Origin of the sequence: Burkholderia mycopellens, from assembly GCF_964265025.1 — a bacterium.
Taxonomy (GTDB): Bacteria; Pseudomonadota; Gammaproteobacteria; order Burkholderiales; family Burkholderiaceae; genus Burkholderia.
The window spans coordinates 1,487,796-1,508,855 of record NZ_OZ183802.1; the positions used below are offsets into that span (position 1 = coordinate 1,487,796).

20 protein-coding genes and 1 tRNA gene are annotated in these 21,060 nt (G+C 59.7%); 12 read left to right on the plus strand and 9 right to left on the minus strand.

All coding sequences use genetic code 11. The annotated features are described in order from the left end of the window. Positions 1-64: 64 nt before the first annotated feature. From ACPTTC_RS06960 to ACPTTC_RS06970, 3 genes are all read right to left on the minus strand, one after another. Positions 65-1,684 carry an acyl-CoA synthetase gene (locus ACPTTC_RS06960; RefSeq protein ID WP_423391963.1) on the minus strand — a complete coding sequence of 540 codons (1,620 nt, stop codon included), beginning with the start codon at positions 1,682-1,684 and terminating at the stop codon, positions 65-67. A 368-nt stretch (positions 1,685-2,052) separates the two neighbouring features. Continuing rightward, a complete protein-coding gene (locus tag ACPTTC_RS06965; RefSeq protein WP_175967598.1) occupies positions 2,053-2,754 on the minus strand; it encodes a peptidoglycan DD-metalloendopeptidase family protein in 702 nt (233 codons plus the stop codon). A 152-nt stretch (positions 2,755-2,906) separates the two neighbouring features. Next, positions 2,907-3,818, minus strand: coding sequence for an aldose epimerase (locus ACPTTC_RS06970; RefSeq protein WP_423391964.1), 912 nt, complete (start codon positions 3,816-3,818; stop codon positions 2,907-2,909). 478 nt (positions 3,819-4,296) lie between these two features. On the opposite strand from ACPTTC_RS06970, the gene ACPTTC_RS06975 reads away from it, so the two are divergent. From ACPTTC_RS06975 to ACPTTC_RS07005, 7 genes are all read left to right on the plus strand, one after another. Continuing rightward, complete coding sequence (locus ACPTTC_RS06975) at positions 4,297-5,127, plus strand: undecaprenyl-diphosphate phosphatase (RefSeq protein WP_423391965.1); 831 nt, start codon at positions 4,297-4,299, stop codon at positions 5,125-5,127. 169 nt (positions 5,128-5,296) lie between these two features. After that, positions 5,297-5,373, plus strand: a tRNA-Arg gene (locus ACPTTC_RS06980). A 451-nt stretch (positions 5,374-5,824) separates the two neighbouring features. Then, positions 5,825-6,805, plus strand: a complete 981-nt coding sequence (locus ACPTTC_RS06985) for a hypothetical protein (protein ID WP_423391966.1) — start codon at positions 5,825-5,827, stop codon at positions 6,803-6,805. Between the two features lie 193 nt (positions 6,806-6,998). Then, the gene (locus ACPTTC_RS06990) at positions 6,999-7,271 is read left to right on the plus strand and encodes a DNA-binding protein (protein WP_423391967.1); all 273 of its coding nucleotides are present in this window, start codon (positions 6,999-7,001) and stop codon (positions 7,269-7,271) included. Further along, positions 7,272-8,465, plus strand: coding sequence for a hypothetical protein (locus tag ACPTTC_RS06995; protein ID WP_423391968.1), 1,194 nt, complete (start codon positions 7,272-7,274; stop codon positions 8,463-8,465). It abuts the gene before it with no gap. After that, complete coding sequence (locus tag ACPTTC_RS07000) at positions 8,455-10,005, plus strand: AAA family ATPase (RefSeq protein WP_423391969.1); 1,551 nt, start codon at positions 8,455-8,457, stop codon at positions 10,003-10,005. Before ACPTTC_RS06995 ends, ACPTTC_RS07000 begins: the two co-directional genes overlap by 11 nt. Before the next feature lie 304 nt (positions 10,006-10,309). Then, positions 10,310-11,587 carry a hypothetical protein gene (locus ACPTTC_RS07005; RefSeq protein ID WP_423391970.1) on the plus strand — a complete coding sequence of 426 codons (1,278 nt, stop codon included), beginning with the start codon at positions 10,310-10,312 and terminating at the stop codon, positions 11,585-11,587. Here ACPTTC_RS07005 and ACPTTC_RS07010 read toward each other — a convergent pair. Then, positions 11,573-11,866, minus strand: a complete 294-nt coding sequence (locus ACPTTC_RS07010; protein WP_423391971.1) for an H-NS family nucleoid-associated regulatory protein — start codon at positions 11,864-11,866, stop codon at positions 11,573-11,575. The two genes, ACPTTC_RS07005 and ACPTTC_RS07010, sit on opposite strands and share 15 nt — an antisense overlap. A 568-nt stretch (positions 11,867-12,434) precedes the next feature. Here ACPTTC_RS07010 and ACPTTC_RS07015 point away from each other — a divergent pair. Beyond that, a complete protein-coding gene (locus ACPTTC_RS07015; protein WP_423391972.1) occupies positions 12,435-13,658 on the plus strand; it encodes a hypothetical protein in 1,224 nt (407 codons plus the stop codon). A gap of 214 nt (positions 13,659-13,872) precedes the next feature. Here the strand turns inward: ACPTTC_RS07015 and ACPTTC_RS07020 are convergent, their stop codons facing one another. Together ACPTTC_RS07020 and ACPTTC_RS07025 are read right to left on the minus strand one after the other, a co-directional pair. Then, positions 13,873-14,244: a hypothetical protein gene (locus ACPTTC_RS07020; RefSeq protein WP_423391973.1), complete on the minus strand. Its 372-nt coding sequence runs from the start codon at positions 14,242-14,244 to the stop codon at positions 13,873-13,875. A gap of 97 nt (positions 14,245-14,341) precedes the next feature. Then, the gene (locus ACPTTC_RS07025) at positions 14,342-14,509 is read right to left on the minus strand and encodes a hypothetical protein (RefSeq protein WP_423391974.1); all 168 of its coding nucleotides are present in this window, start codon (positions 14,507-14,509) and stop codon (positions 14,342-14,344) included. A gap of 277 nt (positions 14,510-14,786) precedes the next feature. Here ACPTTC_RS07025 and ACPTTC_RS07030 point away from each other — a divergent pair, with 277 nt between their 5' ends. Then, positions 14,787-15,683, plus strand: a complete 897-nt coding sequence (locus ACPTTC_RS07030; RefSeq protein ID WP_423391975.1) for a hypothetical protein — start codon at positions 14,787-14,789, stop codon at positions 15,681-15,683. A 218-nt stretch (positions 15,684-15,901) separates the two neighbouring features. Here ACPTTC_RS07030 and tnpC (ACPTTC_RS07035) read toward each other — a convergent pair whose 3' ends face one another. From tnpC (ACPTTC_RS07035) to tnpA (ACPTTC_RS07045), 3 genes are read right to left on the minus strand one after another with little or no spacing between them, the layout of a single operon-like run. Next, positions 15,902-17,488 carry an IS66 family transposase gene (gene tnpC, locus ACPTTC_RS07035; RefSeq protein WP_423391976.1) on the minus strand — a complete coding sequence of 529 codons (1,587 nt, stop codon included), beginning with the start codon at positions 17,486-17,488 and terminating at the stop codon, positions 15,902-15,904. Positions 17,489-17,518: 30 nt separating this feature from the next. Further along, the gene (tnpB, locus tag ACPTTC_RS07040) at positions 17,519-17,863 is read right to left on the minus strand and encodes an IS66 family insertion sequence element accessory protein TnpB (RefSeq protein ID WP_089339208.1); all 345 of its coding nucleotides are present in this window, start codon (positions 17,861-17,863) and stop codon (positions 17,519-17,521) included. Next, entirely contained in the window at positions 17,860-18,291 is a 432-nt protein-coding gene (tnpA, locus tag ACPTTC_RS07045) for an IS66-like element accessory protein TnpA (protein WP_423391977.1), read from the minus strand. The genes tnpB (ACPTTC_RS07040) and tnpA (ACPTTC_RS07045) overlap by 4 nt, the downstream gene beginning before the upstream one ends. 372 nt (positions 18,292-18,663) lie before the next feature. Here tnpA (ACPTTC_RS07045) and tnpA (ACPTTC_RS07050) point away from each other — a divergent pair, with 372 nt between their 5' ends. From tnpA (ACPTTC_RS07050) to tnpC (ACPTTC_RS07060), 3 genes are read left to right on the plus strand one after another with little or no spacing between them, the layout of a single operon-like run. Beyond that, positions 18,664-19,065, plus strand: coding sequence for an IS66-like element accessory protein TnpA (tnpA, locus tag ACPTTC_RS07050; protein ID WP_423391978.1), 402 nt, complete (start codon positions 18,664-18,666; stop codon positions 19,063-19,065). Between the two features lie 44 nt (positions 19,066-19,109). Beyond that, positions 19,110-19,403, plus strand: coding sequence for an IS66 family insertion sequence element accessory protein TnpB (gene tnpB, locus ACPTTC_RS07055; RefSeq protein ID WP_057929670.1), 294 nt, complete (start codon positions 19,110-19,112; stop codon positions 19,401-19,403). Between the two features lie 51 nt (positions 19,404-19,454). After that, a complete protein-coding gene (tnpC, locus tag ACPTTC_RS07060; RefSeq protein ID WP_423391979.1) occupies positions 19,455-21,005 on the plus strand; it encodes an IS66 family transposase in 1,551 nt (516 codons plus the stop codon). Positions 21,006-21,060 lie beyond the last annotated feature (55 nt).

Genomic DNA, 21,060 nt, shown 5'->3' on the forward strand with positions numbered 1-21,060 from the left:
ATGACTGCGTAGTGGCGCCACTATAAACCATCCGGCCGGGCGGGCGGCGCGGGTGGCGGCCGGCCTACGCGTCGCGCAGCGCGCGGCGCACGATCTTGCCGGTCGCGGTCATCGGCAGGCTGTCGACGAATGCGATCGCGCGCGGATACTCGTGCGCGGCAAGACGTGTGCGCACATGTGCCTGCAGCGCCTGCACGAGCGCGTCGTCGCCGGTGTGGCCAGGATTCAGCACCACGAACGCCTTGACGATCTCGGTGCGCGTTGCGTCGGGCACGCCGACGACGGCCGCCATCCGCACCGCAGGATGCGTGAGCAGGCAGTCCTCGATCGGGCCCGGGCCGATCCGGTAGCCGGCGCTCGTGATCACGTCGTCGTCGCGGCCGACGAAGCGCACGAAGCCGTCAGTGTCGATCATGCCCGTGTCGCCAGTGAGCAGGTAGTCGCCGGCGAACTTGTCGCGCGTCGCGTCGGCGTTACGCCAGTATTCGAGGAACATCACCGGGTCGGGGCGGCGCACCGCGATGCGCCCTTCGACGCCGGGCGGCAGCGGCATGCCGTCCGCGTCGACGATCGCGACGGCATGGCCGGGCACCGCCTTGCCGATCGCGCCTGGCTGCGCGTCGAACAGCGCCGCGCACGACGACAGCACCATGTTGCACTCGGTTTGTCCGTAGAACTCGTTGATCGTCACGCCGAGCGCATCGCGCCCCCAGGCCGTCAGTTCGGTGCCGAGCGATTCTCCGCCGCTCGCGACGGATTTCAGCGACAGCGCGTAGCGTTCGCGCGGTGCCGGGACGGAGCGCATCAGCTTCAACGCGGTGGGCGGCAGGAATGCATGGGTGACGCCGTGCCGTGCCATCAGCGCGAATGCCGCGTCGCCGTCGAATTTCTCGAAGCGGCGCGCGAGCACGGGCACGCCGTGATGCCATGACGGCAGCAGCACGTCGAGCAGGCCGCCGATCCATGCCCAGTCGGCCGGCGTCCAGAACAGGCGCGCGTCGCGCGGGAAGCACTGCTGCGACATCTCGACGCCCGGCAGGTGGCCCAGCAGCACGCGATGTGCGTGCAGCGCGCCTTTCGGTTTGCCCGTCGTGCCGGACGTATAGATGATGACCGCCGGATCGTCGGCGGCCGTATCGACCGGTATGAAATCGGGCGTTTCGGCGGCGAGCGCCGCGTCGTAACGCAGCACGCCCGGATGATCGGGCGCATCGTCGCCGATGCAGTAGACGGTATGCAGTGCCGGCAACTGGGCGCGCAGCGGCGCGATCTTCGCGTAGCCGGCCGCGTCGGTGACGAGCGCTGCCGCCTCGCTGTTCGCGAGCCGGTATTCGAGCGCATCGATGCCGAACAACGTGAACAGCGGCACCGCGATTGCGCCGAGCTTGTACGCGGCGAGGTGCGCGATGGCCGTTTCGGGGCCCTGCGCGAGAAAGATGCCGATGCGATCGCCTCGCCCCAGGCCTGCGCGCACAAAGCTGTTCGCGAGCCGGTTAGAGGCGTTCCTCAGGTCGTCGAACGTGAGGCGAAAAACGTCGCCTTGCGCCGTTTCGTGGATCAGTGCGAGGCGTCCGCTGCCGTCTGCCCATTTGTCGCAGACGTCCACGCCAATGTTGTAGCGCGCCGGAACGTCCCACGCGAAGCGGGAGAGCAGGTCGTCATAGCGGTCGGCGGCGGGCAGCATCGAGGTGTCTCCTGGAGGCGAACGTGGTGTCGAGCGAACGGCTTACATCAGGATTTCACGCAGACGAATCCACAATGGCGTCTGAGGGTAGGGAATCTTCGTACTCGTCCAATAGCCTCGGCTCAGTGCACGATTCCACAATGACGCATAAGATCACTAAAAAATCAGTGTGTGACCATGGATTTGCTTCTGATAGCTGCGGGGTTCAGCCTGATTGGAATCGGCGTACTGGTGGCGTTTGCTCGCCACGTCGATCCGTTGTCCGGCCGTTTCACCGGACGTCTGCGCAAGCGCTGACATCACCTTTTCCGATTCTCACGCCGACGGCACGCGATGCGCGCCGGCATCGCGTGTCGCCCATCGGGCGCTCAACGTGCCGGCAGGTAGCGTGACGGGTCGATCGATCGGCCGCCGTAGCGTAACTCGAAATGTACCGCGACGCGATCGCTGTCGCTGTTGCCCATCTCGGCGATCGATTGCCCCTGCGTGACCGATTGGCCTTCCTTCACCAGCAGCGCGCGGTTGTGCGCGTAGGCGGTCAGGTAGTCGGCGTTGTGCTTGAGGATGATCAGGTTGCCGTAGCCACGCAACCCGTTACCGGCATAGACCACCACACCCGGCGCGGCCGCGACCACCGGCGTGCCCGGCGAGTTCGCGATGTCGATGCCCTTTGATTTCGAGCCGTCGAACGTGCGGACTACGTTGCCGGCTGCCGGCCAGATCAGCGCGATGCTCGTGGCCGGCTTGACGGCCGATTCGACCGGTGCGGAAGGCGCAGGGCGGGCCCGGCCGGCACTGCCGGTGCCGGTGGTCGACGGCGTCGACGCGGTGGTCGTGCCGGGCGGCGGCGCGACGCGCAGCACCTGGCCGACTTCGATCGCATCGGGGTTCGTCATCTGGTTCCAGCGCACGATGTTCGATACTGACGTGCGGTTGTCGCGCGCGATCTTGTAGAGCGTATCGCCGCGCTCGACGCGATAGAACCCGGGGCCGACAGGCGCGGAGCCGCACGCGACGAGCAGGGCGGCGCAGGCGGCTGCGAAGAGTCGCTTCGTTGTTGTTCCGAACATTGAACCTCGCAAAACCCTGCCGCTCGTGACGCGGCAGGCAACACAAAACATCCGATTTTAACGGGTTCGACCCGCGTACCGCAGTTTGGGCCGTCGCCGGGGCTGTCGCGTGCCGGCTTGGCACGCTGTGAATTGATGTCTCAGCCGTCGAATCAGCCGGCGAGCGGGAGGACGCGAATCCGCAGGGTGGCCGTTTCGGTCGCGCCCGGCGCGAGCATGCGCAGCCCGAGGCCGTTGTGGATCGCATCCGGGAGGCCGAGCCACGGTTCGACGCAATAGAAGTCCGAATCCGGCTTCTCGGTCCAGGTCGTGACCGCGTACCACGGGATCGAACCCGGCACGTCGAGCGCGATCTCGATCGTGCGGCGGCGGCCCGGCATCACGATGCGCACCGGCGTGGACGGCGCGCCGTCGACGCAGTGGAAGCGGTCGAGGATGTCCGGGTTGTCGAGCTGATAACGGGCTTCGCCCGGTTCGGGCGTGCTGATCGAGCCGTCCGCCTGCTGCATGCAACGATGCGTCGGCGGCAGTTCGAGCGTGGTTTCGGCGCGTTCGCCGTGCGGCAGCGCGAAATAGAAATGATGGCCGGCGTAGTAGGGCAGCGGCGCGTCGCCGCGATTGATCGTCGTCAGCGCGACTTCGAGCGTGTGCGAGTCGGCCAGCCGGTAGGTCGTTTCGAACCGGAAGTCGAACGGGTAACTGGCGCGCAGCGCGTCGGTCGCGTCGAGCGTCATCGACAGCGCGGCGCCATCGGCCGACGGCTGAGCGGCGAACGGCAGGTCGCGCGCGAAGCCGTGCATCGGCAGGTCGCGCACCACGCCGGCGGCGTCGCGCCAGCGGCCGAGCTCACCGTCGACGCGGTGACGGCCGAGGAACGGGAACAGCAGCGGGTTGCCGCCGCGCACGCGCGCGAGGTTGCTCCAGTCGGCCGTTTCCGGCCAGAAGATCACCGGTTCGCCGTCGACGTGCCATGACAGCAGGCGGCCGCCGAATTGCGGAGCGACCCGGATGAGCGACGGGCCGGCGTGAAGTTCGTGAATGTCGTGTTGCTGGAAAGTCGGCATGGAGAATCGGCTTGGGCGGGTGGACGGGAACGGCGCGCTCCATTATCGGGCCGTGGCGGCTCGGGGAAAACCCTTCTCGGGAAATTGCGAGTTTTTAACAATCGCAACCGTCTGGATAATGCCTCTAAACCGGTGACGTTGCCGGGTCATGACACTTCGTGGAGGGGGCCATGGATCTGGCAATGGCAATGGGACTCGCACTGTTCGGCATGTTCACCGGCAGCACGGTATTATTTTTCTATCAGCTCGGCCGCTGACGGCAATTCCTGCCGAAGTCGAAAGGCCCGCCATGCGAATGGCGGGCTTTTTGCTTTCCGAGTGCTTACAAATTGCAAGCGTTTGTGTGCATTGCCGCAATATCCAGCCAAATGCCTTGGCGCAGTAATCCGGGCTCGGCATAATCGGGGCGCGTTTTTTCGGACGCGCATCGCGTCGTCCGCTTCTCTTTCCGCTCAAACTTCACTAAAAGGACCGACGCGTGAGTCTCTGGTTTCTGGTATTTCTGAGCGTCCTGCAGGGCGTCACCGAACTCTTCCCTGTCAGCAGCCTTGGCCATACGCTGCTCGTGCCGGCACTGTTCGGCATGCACATCGACAAGCACGCACCGCAACTTCTGCCGTTCCTCGTCGCGCTGCACCTCGGCACCGCGCTGGCGCTGCTGTGGTACTTCCGTGCGCGTTGGATCGCGCTGATCAGCGGCTTCTTCGCGCAGCTCGGCGGTCGCAGGAACGACGACGGGCACCTGATGTGGGCGCTCATCATCGGTACGATCCCGACCGGCATCGTCGGGCTGCTCCTCGAAAAGCGCATCGAACGCGTGTTCCATGACCTGCGGATCGTCGCGATCGCGCTGATCGTGAACGGCGTGCTGCTGTGGCTCGGCGATCGCATCCAGCGTAGTCGCGTGCATCAGGCGCCCGAGAAGATGACGTTCAAGCAGGCGTTCTTCGTGGGTCTCGCGCAGATCGGCGCGCTGATTCCGGGTTTCTCGCGCAGCGGGCTGACGATGATCGCCGGCAATGCGGCAGGGCTGACGGCGGAGAAGGCCGCGGAATTCTCGTTCCTGCTCGGTACGCCGATCATTTTCGCAGCGGGTGTGCTTGAGCTGCCGAAGCTGTTCCATGCGCGCGACCAGCTCGCCGATGCGCTGCTCGGCGGCGTGTTGACGGCGATCGCCGCGTACCTGAGCGTGCGGTTCCTGATGCGCTACTTCGAAGGGCGTGGCCGGCTGGCTTCGTTCGGCCTGTATTGCGTGATCGCCGGCGTGTTCTGCCTCGGCTGGTTCATGCTGCATCCGCAGCCGGTTTGATGCTGCGAAGGCTGGTCTCGCGTGATGTGACGCGATGATCAGGTATAATTTCGGGCTCGGCTTCATGCCGGGCCCGTTTTGTTTCGGGGCTTCGGGTTGGGTGGTTGTTGCTGTCGATCGAAGCCTTGCGTCAAATGCGGTCCGGATTGGCCGTGTCTTTTCTCCCCGACCGCCCTTAGCTCAGTTGGATAGAGCAACGGCCTTCTAAGCCGTAGGTCACACGTTCGAATCGTGTAGGGCGGGCCAGTAAAATCAGTGCGTTAGCTGATATTTTCACATCCCCCGTCCTCTGCCGGCATGGTCGTGTAACCGCTATGTAACCCAATTGGGTCAACGTGGATGCACATCGATGCTCTTTTGTTCGCCGGACGGGCACGAGTTTGGCTTGGGCGGCTGCGAGGAGTGTTCATGCTACGAAGCGCGGCTCCGACGCTCGGATTCGATGGGTGGCCTTAGCGGTTTTTGGTGCCGTATCAATTGCGTGTCCAAGTGGTGGCGCGGACGTGGACGAGTTCCGCGAAGTTCTGGTCCGGGTGCCTGTCGGAGACCTTCACGTATGTCGCGATAAAATCAAGTCACCTGGAGCGGTGAAACCGGGGCCGTGTCTGCCTAATCACCGGGAGCGGTGAGTGGTTCCTGACGCATCCGATGACCAGCCGAGTCGATATATCGTTCAGTTTCCGATTTGCTAAAAGCCATGACAGTGCAAGAACCGAAGGTCCAGCGTGCCGCGGAGCCGTTGTACGACAAAGATTTGCCAAAGACCCCGTGTATCACGCTCGATAACGTGATCAGCTTGATTGCAAAGCACGGCGTTGACATTCCTGAGGGGGAGGCCAAGCAGATCGAAGATTTTATCGAGAAGCGGTTCGGTAGTTCGCCGACGTCTCAGCTCCAATATGGGCTGCCGCTGACCCTTGTAATGGAATCTCTCTATCGTCGTTGGTTTGCCGCGAGTCGCCTGCACTGGGAACTGATGGAGCACGCGGAGCGAAGCCCAAAGTGGCGAAACTGGGGTGTGACTGGGCAACCCATTCGTCTAGACGTCGAAGACAGAAAGCGGGCTATGGCCATGCTGGAGCGCATGATTGCTTACAACCAGGATCGATTCAATGATTTTCTGTCTGGACGAGAATCGCTGACCCAACAGTCGGTTATTGATGACTCTGCGGCGTTTGACGCTGCAGATCGGAAGTGGTTGAGCTGTCTTGGTTTTGAGACAGAGGAGATACTCGGATTCTTCCGTGCGGACTCGACCGAAAATGAAGTGGTGGATCAGCCGTCCGAATCGCATCCAAGCATGACGGATAAATCTATCCCCAATGTCGAGGTAAGCGTCAGCGCGGAGATCGTGGCCGGCGACGTGGGGGCGGCCGAGGGGACTCGAAAATTTTCGCGGCTGAAGCAACGGCGAAACGAACTAGACGATCCAATTGATAAGGCCATTGCATCAACGGGCTCATATAACACCTCAACAGTTTGGCAGGCTCTGAGAGAACTCGCTCTGAATGAAGAACTGCCTTTCACGGGAGTTATAGATCGCGACGGTGCTTTGCTGTATACGAAGGACCAGCCTTCGACAGATGACAAGGAGCCACCCAGATTCACTAAGAATGCTCTTGATAACCGTTTGAATCGCCGCTGGGACGCTTTGAAGAAGAGCGGCCGACGACATTAAGCTTCTTCGATAGTTCACGACAAGCTTCGGTAGCCTTCGGTAGGCTTCGAAGCTGTTTCGGATCTCTTCGCCCACAAATATTGTTCGCTCCACGCTGTTCGCGGTGATCTAGGTTGACCGGGATCGAGATGTGTTGATCCTTTCAGCCCCGAGACACTGCGACGCGGATTTCCCTAATCCATTGGAGCGAACAATGAGTCTCTATGCTGTTCCCGGCGCTACCGCCCAACTTGCGGCTGATGTCCCATTCCGGGCCTCAGCCGCAAGTCACGTATCCGCCCCGTCGTTTGGGCGCGAATATCTCACGACCGACGAGGCTGCGGATCTTCTCGGCCTCCGTCCGCAGACGCTCCGAAAAGCTTACTCCAGCGACGGCTGCTATTTCTCTGTCGTTCCGAAGAAGGCCGCAAACCGCCGCCTGTACTGGAAGGCCGATCTGATTCGTGCATTGATCGAGGGGGCTTGAATGTACACGCGATACGCCGGCGGCTTCCCTCTGTCCCTCAACCTCGTGCGCTTTCTGAACGCGGATCTTCCAACTGAAACTCGTCGGCCCCAATCCAGCAGCACTGCCGTAATCAACCTTTTGAAGTTCGGAGCGATGTTCGCCACGATAGTATCGATCGGCGTCGCGATGTATGCCGGTTGGTATCAAGGCGGCTTGACCGTTGAGCGGGGGATGAGCGTCTCAATCGGGTGTGTGGCCGTGCTGTATGTCCACATGTTGCCCGCAGCGCGGCAAGCCTTGGCCGGTCTCGCTCGGCCGTTCGCCTTTGTGTTGTGGGTTGTCGGCCTGATTGTCGTGCTGTACGGCCAAGTCACGTTCGTTCTGATCTCCCGGCAACACGCGGGGGACCAGCGAGCGGCAATGGTTCCGACGACCACTCCAGGATCGCGCGGAGAAATGCCGGCGAGACGTACGTTGACGGAAATTGCACAAGATAATTCGAAGGCCCAGATTGACCTGGCCCGAATGGAGGTCCGTCCATGTGATGGCGATTGTCAGCGGATCAAGGTTCGTCGGACGATTCTCGCGGCGCAGATCGCGACGCTGGAGGCAGAGGCCAGCGAAGTCCGGCGGCACGAAGCCGCAGAGGACCGACGCAACCGGCTGGCGGATCAAGAAGCAGCGTTACGCGCGGATTTGCGAGCCGATCCGGTCGCGCGCCAGGTTGCGGCGTGGTTCGGTACGACGGAAGGCGGACTGGAGTTGTTGTTGGCTATCGCGTGTTCGGTTGTGCTCGAAGGTGCGGCCATTACGGGCTGGTTGCTGGTATCGGTCGTATCGAGTCGCGTGAGTCCTTGTGGCGTAGTCGTGTCGGGGCGCAACGAGACAGCACCGGAGCAAAGGGAGGGCGCGTCAGGGTTGGGAATCGCCTCTGACGACTGCCCGGAACCGATTTCCAATCGTGAGGTGATCTCGACGGACGACGTGACGGTCATCCGCGACCCCGGGATCGACACTGGGTGCTCCGACGAAGATCTCCGTCAACTCCGAGTAATTCACAGAGCGGTCGTTGCTGGACATCTGAGACCCACGCAGGCGGCGATTCGCGGATTTCTGAAATGCGGGCAATCGAAGGCCGGCAGGTTGAAGCGGGAGTATGAGGTTCAATTTGGTGGGGTGCTCGACCACGGAGGCCAAGCACATGCGCGCTAATCCCTGGTCCAATCGTGAGGCAAATGGGAACGGTCCGGTCCTTGAGGCGGCAAATGAGATTCCCATACTCCCGATCGTTTGGTTGTGGAAATTTTGGCTGGCACGAGGAAAGCTACATCTCCTCGCCGGCCCGCCATCGACAGGGAAGACCACGCTTGCACTTTCGATCGCCGCAACGCTATCGGTCGGTGGATGGTGGCCAGATGGGAGTTGTGCTCCTTGGGGACGTGTGTTGATCTGGACCTGTGAAGATGGTGTGGAGGATACGTTGATGCCCAGGCTCGCCGCAAGCGGGGCAAATCTTGACAACGTCTACATCCTGCGGGAAACGAGCGAAAATGGACGCCGGCGTGCGTTTGATTTTCGTGTCGATTTACCGCGTCTTACTGCAAAGGTTCAAGAGCTTCGCGATGTCGTTCTTGTCATCATCGATTCGATCGCGCAGATCGTATCGGGCAACTCGAACAGCAACACTCAGGTGCGGAAGGATCTTGAACCCGTTGTTAGTTTTGCCGAGCAAACCGGCGTCGCAGTATTAGGGCTCACACACGTAACCAAAGGATCAAAAAAGAAAGATCCGCTTGAGCGTGTGAACGGGAGCGTCGCCTTTAGCGCGGTCGCACGAGTCGTGTTGATTGTTGCGCCCGACGAAAGCGATCGGGCGGGCGACGGTGTGCCGCGCAGCATAATTGTGCGTGCCAAGTCAAACATCGGTCCGATAGAGGGTGGCTTCGCGTATCACGTCGAACCGGTCAATATTCCGGTGCCTAACGGAGTCGTGGAAAGTTCGAAGATCGTTTGGGATGAACCGTTGCATGGATCGCCCAAGGAAATTCTAGGCGAGGCCGCAGGCGCGACAAGTGTTGTAACGAAAGACAGTCGACTGCAGGAGGCCAAAGATTTTCTGGAAGCGATGCTCGCAACTGGCCCAGTGCTAAGCGAGGTCATTCGAGCAGAAGCTGAAGGTGCTGGCTTAGCGTGGGCGACTATCCGTCGTGCATCCGGCGAGCTGGGCGTGAGTACCAATCGGCCGGTGGGTGAGAAACGTTGGTACTGGTCTCTGAATTGTGGTGCTTCGATGGCGCCAAGGTCGATGGGCGCCCCATATTTCAGCAACAGTCAGAGGCAGGTGCATCAGGTTGGGAGATCGATTTTCGACACCGCGGGAGTATCTAACCTAGGCGTTATGTCGCTTTCCGACTACGCGCCATCCGATTTCGGAGACGCTGCCGAGCCCGGGTCGCACAATGTTGCTCAAGTTGCTCAAGTTGCTCAAGTTGCTCAAGTTGCTCAAGTCGGTGATGTTGAGCAAGTTCAACTCGAAACCGACAGTGCTGAGTGGGACCTCCTCGTTCGCGCTTGCGTTAAGGAGTACCGTCATCTGAGTCAGCATCGACGATACGAGGATGCAGACGATGAATGGCGCGTTCGTGAGGAGGCGATTGACGATGTCCTCAAGGGAACGCCTGCCAATGACGAGTGGAGAGACCAGATGAAGGCGCGACTCCTCAAATTGAACTTCGTTGAACTAGCTGGTTAAGCTCAATCCACTGCGGTGTATTTTTTATGCCGCTGTCGATGAGTAATATCAAAAACACTAACTTGAACATCTGCCCGGAACATGCCGATGCCTGGAATGTTCGATCACGCATGCAGGTATTGTCTGATTATGATTGGTGTTCGTTGTAATCACGAATACCGGTACTTTCATAGTTAGGTTCAAGTGCACTCATTTAGATCATAAATCCAATCTCTCTGTTTCTCGGAGGATTTGATTGCTTGCGCATGTCTGCACTGATGCGATCTTCAATGCATGACGGACGGAGCTTCATAAGAAAAGTGATATGAACGCATCATTTCAAGAAAATCAACGTAATCAAGATCAAGCAACCAAGGAGGAATGGCTGCTCGATTATGCTATCAATTCGATGAAGAAATTCGACAAGCGCACATCGGTTGACGGCACGTGTACCCGAGCGGAAGACGCAGCGTCGATTACGAAGTGCGTCTGGCAGATCATCATCTCCGACGACACGCTGTTTCGCGTCGTACGCAAACAAGGTGTCGTCTCCAGTGCTTCGAGACAGGTGAAGCTCGTGCCGACGCCGTTGGGAGCTTCATTTCTGAGCTGCTTGGCGATTGATCTTGAATACCTTTCGATGATCGACCCTATCGATCGTGCGAACCCATTCGTCGCTCTGTTCAAGCGCAACGTTGCTCGTGATCCAAACGCTGACGTTGCGGCCGGATTGCACTTGGATCCAGTGCGATACATGTTGCAGTATTGGTCGAACATACGTCGTGGTCTGTCCGATGAAGACCTGTGGGCGTTCTCGTACGGACTGAACGATGTGGTAGCGGCAATTCGCGAAGAAGGGCGGACCCAATCGTTTTGCGACGAGTGGCGACGCCATACGCGACCAGCGGCGAAGAACTACGATTCGCTGCTTGAGATGATTCGGGAGTTGTTCAAGCAACACCATCGCCTGTTGGTCGTCCGCGTCGACTTCGGATATGGGAAGGCGCATCAATCGATTCCGTACGCTGACGTTCGTAGGCATCGAGAGGCTTTGGTGCGATATTTGAGGAGAATGAAGTTGTCGAAGGGAAATGTGTTTAAAGCCTACGCGCTGAAGCTCGAACACGGGCTGCAGAAGAAGTGGCACTTCCATGCATTGATGTTCCTCGACGGCAACGAGGTACAACGCGGCGTTCATCATGCGATGGTGTTCGGTGAGCACTGGAAGAACACCATCACGAAGGGCAAGGGCGTCTACTACAACTGCCACAAGAATCGCAGCAAGTACAAGAACGTGCTGGGTATTGGCAAGATCGAAGCCCACACAGTAGGTCCACGCCGCGCCCTGGAGGCGAATGTGGCAGGCTACATCGTGAAGCCGGACTTCTATGGGCAGATGATGAAGGACGCGGGTGATCGCATGTTCTTCAAGAGTGAGCTCCGCGAGGCCGCAGGGCGCAAGCGCGGACGAAAGCGTACGAAGCCTGATGTGTCGGCTCAATTGGCTAAGATTCCGCTTCCGTTCAAGTCGAAGTTGCGCTATCGACCGCCAATGAAGGCGACGCCACGCAAGGTCCCGATGAGCGATTTACTCTTGAATTAGAAAGCGATCGCGGTTCTTGGCATCCTTGATCCAAGCGGGTGCGCGACCACGGCCGGACCACGTAGCACCGGTCTTCGGATCAAGATACTTCGCTTCTGCGGGTGCTTTGGTTGATCGACTGAGCTGTCTGCCGAAGATGTCTTTCTCGGTGATGCCGTATTCGGCGACCTTGGCTCGAATGTCATCGAGGACCGCTTGCAATTCGGCGAGACGTGCAGCCTCGGCTTTCGCGGCGAGCGCTTCTGCTTGTGCTTTCAGATCCTTGTAAGAAGTCGCCATATTTTCCTCGCTTGGTTGTGATGCACCGGTAGTATCGCTTTTGCAATGTAATGGGTGAAAACGGACCGGTAGTAGGTCAATTGGGAATGAGCGACGGAGGGCAGGGGCGATAATCGGACCGGCAACACATCGCAGCTGAAGACGATCTACGAGAAGTGTGGGCACGGGACCGGCATCGGCCAGACCAATTAGAGCGAGACGAAGAAGCCGGAAGCGTTATGTACGAACCTCGAGTATCTCGCGAAATTCTCGCAGTACCTGATGATCAAGGGCGATGATCGTATCCGTACCTCCGACATGGGACAGATTCCGAAGAAGGTGAACGCAGGGCGGCCTCGTATGGATGCAGGCACGAACGAGACGAGTGCAGATTTGTCAGTAGGTGAGCTGACTGATTCGAGCACAACCAAACCGTATTCGGATTAAACTGGTTAAAGTATGCTAGTCCTCCGGATACGTGCGCCGTTTCGATTTTCATCTGTGGTCGCTGGCGAATCGAAACGACCCATCACGTTCTTCGTTCAAGGTTTCGCGAGCAGGGTTGCCGCCAATTGTTGCGGGAGCACGAATGTCAGTTAGCAAGAGTTGGGCGTATGTTACGGAGTTCGGTCGTGAGCGGATCACCGCCTGGGCGATCAAGCAAGAACGCGCGAAGTATGATGGAAAGCCGCTTGGCAGGACATACTGGAGCAACCATAAACCGGGTCGACGAAAGGCGGTCAAGCATGTCCAGAAAGCGGGGACAGCATTTTTCGCCTACATCAACCCCGCCGACGCAGAGGGCGGCGGTGAGGGCGAGTCCCTTTCGCACCGGTTGTTGAAAGAAGCCATTGCTGGGCTAGCCGGCACGAAACTCAAGCTCGGTAATTATGGCGACCACGACGTCACCATAACGCACGGCGAGATAGAGACACTTTTTCCCACGATCGAAGGAACATATTACGCTGACGCCTTCCTGCGCTTCACCTGCTCGACTCGACTAGCACTCAGATGGTCGGGGGAGATCTATATTGAAGTGCACAACACACACGCGGTGCCCGTTGACAAAGTGAAGGAGCTTCGCCGTTCACGCGTGCCGGTTGTGGAAGTGCCGTTATTGAAGGTGTTCGACTATCCGTACCAGGATGAAGACACAACTGATCTGCGCGAGGCGGCACACGTGGAGAGGATTCGGAGCATGCTGGAAAACGGCTTCCTCGCAGGAAAAGTCATCAGCGACCGTCGCTCCGTCGAATTCCTCGAACAGGACGTGTCGCTCCTGAGGGCCTCGCTTCGGGAAGCGCGCGACGGTTGGGACCTGGCAAAATTGGCGACTGCTGGTGCAAATGATCAACTGGCCTTAGCCCGCGCTCGGATTGCGGAACAAGGGAAATTGATCGCTGACGAGGCTGGGAACGTGAAGCGATGGACTGACCAATGCGGTGATCTGCAGCTAGAGCTCGACGAAGAAAAGGCTAAGGCTGGCGCGCTGAGCGGCGATCTGGCAAATGCTAAAGCGACAATCGTTGCGCTACGCAAGAAAGCGCGCCGATATTCGATTGCGGGAGGTACCGGAATCCTTCTGGGCTTGTGCAGCGTGCCCGGCTATTGGCAGTTTTTAAAGCCCCCTTCAGTTGCGCAGAACCTGTCGGCGCAGCCTACCGCGCTTGCGCCGATGGCGCAACCAACGGTCGCGCATCCGCCATCGGTGCCCGCAAGACGTGCAGCGCGGATCGTGACGTCACGTCATCGTCATGCCCCAGCACGGGCTCCCGCCGTCGACAACGAGGACGCGAATGCAGCAACCCAGTAGGAGGGAGACGCCTGCCGCCGTCTCGGTAGTGCCCTCGGTGTGACTAGGCGATCTAGCGGCGGCCAGATCCGAGTCCGACATCGTATCGGGCGTTACGCTGTCGGCTCATAGTCGAAACAGCTTTCTGATCTGGTCGAGCCATCCGCCGAAGATTGTTGCGAGGAGAAGGGGAAGGCGACGCAGCAAGGCTGCGCCGCGCTGTACTGTCGACAGCTTAGGACAGTTGAAATAGCTCCTCTCGAACTCGCTCGACGGTGATGCCACGCTCGAGCTGAATTCGCACGGGAATAACCAGTTCAACGCGCTCCGGTAAGTTGGAGGCGTGCGCTAGACAGCGAATGGCGCCGGTCACGGTGCCTGCGGTAGCAGTGTCGGGCCGAAAGGTTATCTCCAGAGCATGCGGTTCGTGTTGATGCCGGAATTCGTCGCATTCCAGTACCCATTCCGTAGCTTCTTCTGTCGGCTGGTGTGGTTTCCAGTAAAACCCATTTGGATCGTGACGTTGCGTCGTCCATAAGCTCGATAAGTCAGGAATGCGGCGCTCGAGGTTTGGAGCGAAAACGTTGGGCATCGCGCTGAGTGCCATAAAGCGATCCGCAATATTCACATACGCGCCAGCTGGGGGGGCGGCGGCGGGGCTGTGAACAGCGGTTTCTCAGTGTCGGTGTCCTCGTCGTCATCACTTACTGCAGGTACGCCGAAGACAATCGAGCCTTCGGCATGAAACGTGACGAGCAGATTTTTCGCCGGTTGTTGCCCGGCACGCCTTCGACGAGCTGCGATGGAACATGGACGATGAAGTCGTTCGGATCGGTATTCAGGCTGTGTTCGTAGCTGACGCGGTAGTCCATGATTCTCCCTGGCTGGGCCAATGGTCCAGCTTCTCGACTTGATATTATCAGCCCGGACGCGGTACGAGGATCTCGTCGGGCACGATTGTGATTGCCCGAGCGCGACCGGACGAACGCGATCTTTTGACAGCGGGCGATGGAACCCAACCGCTTGAAGTCCCCTTGGTGCTGTCGGTTTCCTAATGTGTTTCCTTATTGCACGCGACCATGACGGCGTGTAGTCTCGTCCCAGAAATCAAACCGATAGTTCGAAAGTCACATAGCTCGGGGGAATAGCATGGACTTTGTTATCTTCAGGGGGTGCTTAAAAACATCTCGATGCGTTGGCGCGTTCGCGGCATTGGTTATTTTGTCAGGTTGCTCAGCACTTGATATCAAACCTCTAGACGCTTCGCAGTTTGACGTTTCGCCTCAGGCATCGTCCTCCCAAACTTCCACTTCTCGTACTGCCCCGCCAGCAGGTTATCAGCCGCTAGACCCGGCCCCCGTAAATGTCATCGCAATAGGCGGTGTGGTACCGCCGCCGCAAGACATACTCGATGCACTGCCGGACGAAACAATGCGGCTGGCGATTGGGCAGATCGACATTAGCGGAAATATTACCTATGGTCCGGTGGCGCTTAGCGCCGCGAATAGCAGCTACATTGTCACCGTCGACTATATCAAGTCGAATACTCACCCGCTGTTCGTGAAGAAAGGCCCCATCCGCCAGGATGGGTCATTTGCCGCATACGTCGTAGATGACGCGAAGGTCGCCGATATTTCGCTTCCGGTTTATATTGGTGTGGGCCTGAGAGTAACAGCAACGCTTAGCACCAAGAGGGCTGGCATCAACTTGGGGAATTTGATTGCTATTGGTGCTGCAGCTCAAGCCAATCAATTGACTGGAACACTCGTGGTACAAACGCTCGGCTTGACGGGTGAAAATATCTCGACCGCACTTCCAATTCCAAGCGACGTCAGTGTTGGATCTATCCAAAGTGCTATCCAAGCCCTCGGCACCATGAAAGCCAAGCTGTACGACACGAGCAAGACGAGAATAGAGCCCAGAGTGGTTGGTGTGTACAACAATCTTGGTGGTAGCACGAGTAGTACGATCAATGGAATTATCTCGTCCGTTCTCGCAAAACCCCTAGATTTTAAAGTTGCCGTCAACCAACGACGATCAAGGTAGCCGCCAATGTGGCACACGCTTCGGTACCGTCCAGCCCAGCCCGGCGAGGGGGTGTGCAAATGCAGATTGATTCATGATTGTTTTTTCAATTTACGCGCGTGCGGAAGATGACTTCGGAATTGCCGTTTTATCGTAAGCGGCTCGGGTAGGCCAGTCCCCCATTCGCGCGCGCGTGAGGCATGATGGTGATGGCGTGGTGGAGTCCGTGACCTACACGGTTAGGATGTAGGTGGGGTCGCCGGCTTCAGTTTGCCGGCCACGTTCCAGGGAAGCAATTCGTCGATGCGAGAGATCTTGTGATCAGCGATGTGGGTCAGGACGTATTCCAGGTAAGCACGCGGGTTGATTCCGTTGAGCTTGCACGTCCCGATCAAGCTATACATCGCAGCGGCCCGCTCGCCCCCGCTGTCGGAGCCGACGAACAGATAGTTTTTGCGTCCGAGCGCGACACAGCGCAGGGCGTTCTCGGCAAGCACGTTGCTGATCTCGGCCCGACCGTCCTCGCAGTAGAACACGAGCGCTGCCCAGTGGTTCAGCGAGTAGTTGATCGCTTTGGCGAGCGCGGACTTCGTCGACAGCGTCGCGAGTTTCGCCCTGATCGTCGCTTCGAACTTCGCGAGCAACAGCTTGGTCTTCTCCTGCCTCACGCGCAGACGCTCGTCAGGCGCCTTGCCGCGGATGTTGGCTTCGATGCTGTAAAGCTCGCCGATCATCTCGAGCAGTTGCTGGGTATCCGGAGTCGGCGTGCGCACGTGAACATCGTAGATGTACCGCCTCGCGTGATCCCAGCATGCCACTTGCTGGATCTCGCCGCTCGCGTACAGTTGATCGAATCCGGCGTAGGCATCGGCCTGCAGGATGCCGTGGAATGCGACGAGCCGGGTTTGAGGGTGAACCCCTTTGCGATCCGAGGAGAAGTCGAACCATACCGCAGCCGGGTCAGTCGAGCCCGAGCGGCGATCGTCGCGCACGTAGGCCCAGAAGCGTCCGGTCACCGTCTTTCCGTTGCCTGGTGCGAGCACTGCGACCGGTGTGTCGTCGACGTGCACCTTGCCGGGGACCAGCGCGTAGCGCTGGATCGCTTCAACAAGTGGCACGCAAAGCTCGGCAATCTGCCCGAGCCAGCGCCCCATGCTGGCGCGATCCAGCGTCACGCCGTCGCGTGCGGCAATCTCCGATTGGCGATACAGCGGTTGGTGATCGGCGAACTTCGATACCGCAATATCGGCCAGCAGGCTCGGATGGGCAATGCTGCGCTCGATCGGCAGGCTGGGCATCGCGGGTTGTTCTATGTGGCCGCAATCAGGACAGCACAGCTTGTGGCGGATCGTGCGGATTACTTTGAACGCGGCCGCCACGCGGGCGAGCTGCTCGGATACATCCTCGCCGAGCCGCTGCATCAGCGTCGCGCACTTGGGGCAAGCCGGATCCGGCGTAAGTTCGATTTCATCGCGCGGCAAGTGCGGCGGCAGCGGCTCTCGCGTGGGCGCTCGACTGGGGGGCGCTTTCGACGCCTTGTCTCGATGCCCTCGCGTGTCTGCCGCACCCTGGCCGGCCGTCAGGTCTTCGAGTTGCGCCTCGAGTCTATCGATCTGCCGGGCCAGTTTCTCGGACTTGCTCCCGAAGTACATTCGCCTGAGCTTGTCGATCTGCACCTTCAGGCGCTCGATTTCGTCGTCGCGGGCGGCGATCTCCCGCACCATGTTTGCGATCGATGCCTGCTGCTCAAGCAGCGATGCTTGCTGCGCGAGCACCAGGGCCTGGAGCTCAGCGACGGTGGCAGGAAGCGGCGCATCTTTGGACATGCGTCGCAGTTTACGAGCCTTCGACGCGGTTTACAACATCGACAGCGCGGCGGTGCGGCGTGGCTGTCGCCAGTCGATGCCCTCGAGCAGCATCGACAGTTGGGCGCTCGTCAGATGGATCTTTCCGCCGTCGGCCTGCGGCCAGATAAAACGGCCTCGTTCCAATCGTTTCGCGAGCAACCAGAGCCCGTCGTCGGTCGCCCAAAGCAGCTTCACAAGATCGCCGCGGCGGCCGCGGAAGATGAATACATTGCCGCCCAGCGGATTCTCTTCGAGCGCGGTCTGCACCTTCGCGGCTAGCCCCTGGAACCCGCAGCGCATGTCGGTCACGCCCGCTGCGAGCCAGATGCGCGTACCCGGGGGCAGAGAGATCATGGCCGCAGGCTCCCCAGCACCATTCGGAGCATCTCGGTGTCGACCACGCCGTCGACCTTGATCACCGCTCGGCCGATTCGAACCTCAATCGTGCCGGTGGGCACAGCCGGTTTCCCGATCCCAGATTCGATGGTGGGCACGGGCAGAGGCACCGCTTCTCGCGACGCCTCATCCACAATCGCCACCGGCAACAGTGGCACCACCGCAGCCTGCTGTTCCGCGCGATACTGGCGGCGCCACGTGAACACGAGATTCGCGTTCAGACCGTGCTCGCGAGCCAACTTGGCGACCGAAACACCCGGCTCGCAAGCTGCCATCGCCAAGCGACGCCGGAATTCGGCACTATGGTTCGGGCGTCCTTTACGACTACCCTGTTTCTCCATCGTATCTGACAAAGTGGTGTCCATCACTTCGAAAATGATGGGCATCACTTTGGCGTCGGTCCGCGCTGCGGTCTATAACGGCCATCGCGAGTCGCTTACGTTTTATCCCGAGGAATTGATGGACCTCTCTCAGTGTCACTCGACATCTAAGAGTCACCTGCGGAAGTAACGTTGTAATTCCAGCAGTGCTTGTAACTGCAAAAAAATCGAGCCCGCAGCGGAGTCACTGCTGCCTCGCACAGATGCGATTCTCGCCGCGGATTCGCGACGCTATCAAAACTGGATTCTTTGCTAATAGAGGAAATTTCAATGAAGAACTCATTAAGAATTATGGTAAGCGCTCGACATGTACCGTCTGTTCGTGAGAGCGCGGCATAGGCAATCTGATTCCCATCAGATGTAATGGGAATCAGATCGATGAAGCCAGTAGTGCATGGAAGACAACCGGGATCGAGGAACTACACGAAGGAGTTTCGGGAAGCGGTTGCTGCTGAAGCGAACGATCCGAATCGTTCAATTGCCGAAGTGGCCCGTGCGCATGGCTTGAATGCCAATATGGTCGCGCAGTGGCGGAGAAGCTTACTGGAAGCGCAACGTGCAACTTCGACACCAAGCATCGCGCTGCTGCCAGTTGATGTGATCGATCTGCCATCGAAAAACGTCCCAAACCACTCTCTGCCGCAAACGCTGGATGTGTCGGCGAGCCCGGCGATGTCGCCGAGCTGTGAAATCGAGATCGAGGTTGGCAAGCGACGTATCCGCATCCGCGGCGTGTCACAGGAGTTCGCTGAACGGTATCTACGAGAGTGCCTGAAGTGATTCCGCCGAACACGCGAATCTGGATCGCGGCGGGCGTCACGGACATGCGTTCCGGCTTTAACTCGTTGGCCTCGAAAGTACAGACGGTGCTAGAGAAAGATCCGTTCTCCGGACACGTGTTTGTGTTTCGGGGCAAGCGAGGTGACTTGCTGAAGTGCTTGTGGTGGTGTGACGGCGGCCTGTGCCTTCTCTCGAAGCGCCTCGAGAAAGGACGCTTCGCGTGGCCGCGCGCCGATGCCGGCGTTGTCGCGCTGACGACCGCTCAGCTCGCGCTCTTGCTCGAGGGTTTCGATTGGCGGCAGCCGATCGATGCAGCGCGCCCGCGAAGCGCATTGTAAACGTTCATTACGCGTGGCGAGCTTGAGGGTGGCGTCGTGTAAGCTCACTGCATGTCTGCTGCTCCCGCCGATCTCCCCGATGACATTGACGCGCTGAAGGCGATGGTCGCCAATTTGCGCGAGCAGCTCTCGTCGCGCGCGATCGAGATCGAACATCTGAAGCTGACGATCGCCAAGCTGCGCCGGATGCAGTTTGGCCGGAAATCGGAGAAGCTGGATCGCCAGATCGAACAGCTTGAATTGCGGCTGGAAGACCTGCAGGCCGATGAAGGCTCGGCCGATATGGCCACCGCTCCTGCGTTGAAACGGCCGAGTCGCGAAGGTGTGGGCCGCAAGCCGTTGCCCGATCACCTTGAGCGCGAAGAGCGCATCCATCTGCCCGCGGACGATGACTGCCCCGATTGCGGCGGCCAACTCAAACTGCTGGGCGAAGACGTCGCGGAACAGCTCGAATACGTCCGGGCGCACTTCCGCGTGATCCGCCACCGCCGTCCGAAGCTGGCCTGCGCATGCTGCGATCGCATCGTACAGGCCGCGGCACCGAGTCGACCGATCGATCGTGGCATCCCGGGTCCGGCGCTGCTCGCGCACATTGCCGTGTCGAAGTTCGCGTACCACATCCCGCTGCATCGCCAGGCAGTCATGTACGCGCGCGACGGCGTCGAGATCGAGCCGGGTGCGATGGGGTATTGGATGGGAAGCATCACGGCGCTGCTTGCACCGCTGGTCGACACCGTACGCCGATACACGTTAGCCGGCGGCAAGGTTCACGGGGACGACACGCCGCTGCCTGTGCTGGCACCCTGCAACGGTCGCACAAAGACAGGACGCCTGTGGGTCTACGTGCGTGATGACCGGCCGAGTGCCTCCGAAGAGCCGGCGGCGGTCTGGTTCACCTATACGCCGGATCGACGTGGTGAACATCCCCAGCAGCATCTCGCGCACTTCGCCGGCGTGCTGCAGGCCGATGCGTTTGCCGGCTATGCCGAGCTGTATCGCGGCGGCACCATCCAGGAAGCTGCATGTATGGCCCACGCTCGCCGGAAAATCCACGACCTGCATGCGGTGCGTCCCAATGCCGTAACCGAAGAGGCACTGCACAGGATCGGCGCGCTCTACAAGATCGAAGAGCAGATCCGCGGCAAACCGCCCGATGAACGACGCAGAGTACGTCAGGCACAAGCGGTGCCGTTGCTCGACGACATGAAGCTCTGGTTCGAAGCGACGCTCGCCACGCTCTCTGCGAAATCCGACACGACCAAGGCACTTCGGTATGCGATGAATCGCTGGTCGGCACTGGTCTATTACTGCAGCGACGGGCAGGTGGAGATCGACAACCTGATCGCCGAGCGGGCGCTGCGTGGCGTCGCGATCGGGAGGCGCAACTACTTGTTCGCCGGCGCCGACTCCGGTGGTGAACGGGCCGCCGCGATGTATAGCCTGATCGGCACGGCGCGCCTGAACGGCCTCGATCCGGAGGCGTATCTCGCTTACGTGCTCGAGCGTATCGCTGACCATCCGGTCAATCGCGTCGATGAGCTGCTGCCGTGGCATGTGGCGCCGTTGTTGCCGTCTACCGCTCACGTCGATCCCATCCGATAGCATCGCGGATACCCCTCCGTCAACGACATGCGCTACGGTGCTGATCGGGTGCTTA

What these genes read in the sequence shown, in the direction of transcription:
- ACPTTC_RS06985 (WP_423391966.1), top strand. Translation starts at nt 5,825, where the DNA reads ATGACAGTGCAAGAACCGAAGGTCCAGCGTGCCGCGGAGCCGTTGTAC.
- ACPTTC_RS06960 (WP_423391963.1), bottom strand. Translation starts at nt 1,684, where the DNA reads ATGCTGCCCGCCGCCGACCGCTATGACGACCTGCTCTCCCGCTTCGCG.
- ACPTTC_RS06995 (WP_423391968.1), top strand. Translation starts at nt 7,272, where the DNA reads ATGTACACGCGATACGCCGGCGGCTTCCCTCTGTCCCTCAACCTCGTG.
- tnpB (WP_089339208.1), bottom strand. Translation starts at nt 17,863, where the DNA reads ATGATCTCTCTGCCCCCGGGTACGCGCATCTGGCTCGCAGCGGGCGTG.
- ACPTTC_RS07020 (WP_423391973.1), bottom strand. Translation starts at nt 14,244, where the DNA reads ATGGCACTCAGCGCGATGCCCAACGTTTTCGCTCCAAACCTCGAGCGC.
- tnpA (WP_423391977.1), bottom strand. Translation starts at nt 18,291, where the DNA reads ATGCCCATCATTTTCGAAGTGATGGACACCACTTTGTCAGATACGATG.
- ACPTTC_RS07000 (WP_423391969.1), top strand. Translation starts at nt 8,455, where the DNA reads ATGCGCGCTAATCCCTGGTCCAATCGTGAGGCAAATGGGAACGGTCCG.
- ACPTTC_RS07010 (WP_423391971.1), bottom strand. Translation starts at nt 11,866, where the DNA reads ATGGCGACTTCTTACAAGGATCTGAAAGCACAAGCAGAAGCGCTCGCC.
- ACPTTC_RS07005 (WP_423391970.1), top strand. Translation starts at nt 10,310, where the DNA reads ATGAACGCATCATTTCAAGAAAATCAACGTAATCAAGATCAAGCAACC.
- ACPTTC_RS07015 (WP_423391972.1), top strand. Translation starts at nt 12,435, where the DNA reads ATGTCAGTTAGCAAGAGTTGGGCGTATGTTACGGAGTTCGGTCGTGAG.
- tnpC (WP_423391979.1), top strand. Translation starts at nt 19,455, where the DNA reads ATGTCTGCTGCTCCCGCCGATCTCCCCGATGACATTGACGCGCTGAAG.
- tnpC (WP_423391976.1), bottom strand. Translation starts at nt 17,488, where the DNA reads ATGTCCAAAGATGCGCCGCTTCCTGCCACCGTCGCTGAGCTCCAGGCC.
- ACPTTC_RS07030 (WP_423391975.1), top strand. Translation starts at nt 14,787, where the DNA reads ATGGACTTTGTTATCTTCAGGGGGTGCTTAAAAACATCTCGATGCGTT.
- ACPTTC_RS06970 (WP_423391964.1), bottom strand. Translation starts at nt 3,818, where the DNA reads ATGCCGACTTTCCAGCAACACGACATTCACGAACTTCACGCCGGCCCG.
- ACPTTC_RS06965 (WP_175967598.1), bottom strand. Translation starts at nt 2,754, where the DNA reads ATGTTCGGAACAACAACGAAGCGACTCTTCGCAGCCGCCTGCGCCGCC.
- ACPTTC_RS06990 (WP_423391967.1), top strand. Translation starts at nt 6,999, where the DNA reads ATGAGTCTCTATGCTGTTCCCGGCGCTACCGCCCAACTTGCGGCTGAT.
- tnpA (WP_423391978.1), top strand. Translation starts at nt 18,664, where the DNA reads ATGAAGCCAGTAGTGCATGGAAGACAACCGGGATCGAGGAACTACACG.
- ACPTTC_RS07025 (WP_423391974.1), bottom strand. Translation starts at nt 14,509, where the DNA reads ATGGACTACCGCGTCAGCTACGAACACAGCCTGAATACCGATCCGAAC.
- tnpB (WP_057929670.1), top strand. Translation starts at nt 19,110, where the DNA reads ATGCGTTCCGGCTTTAACTCGTTGGCCTCGAAAGTACAGACGGTGCTA.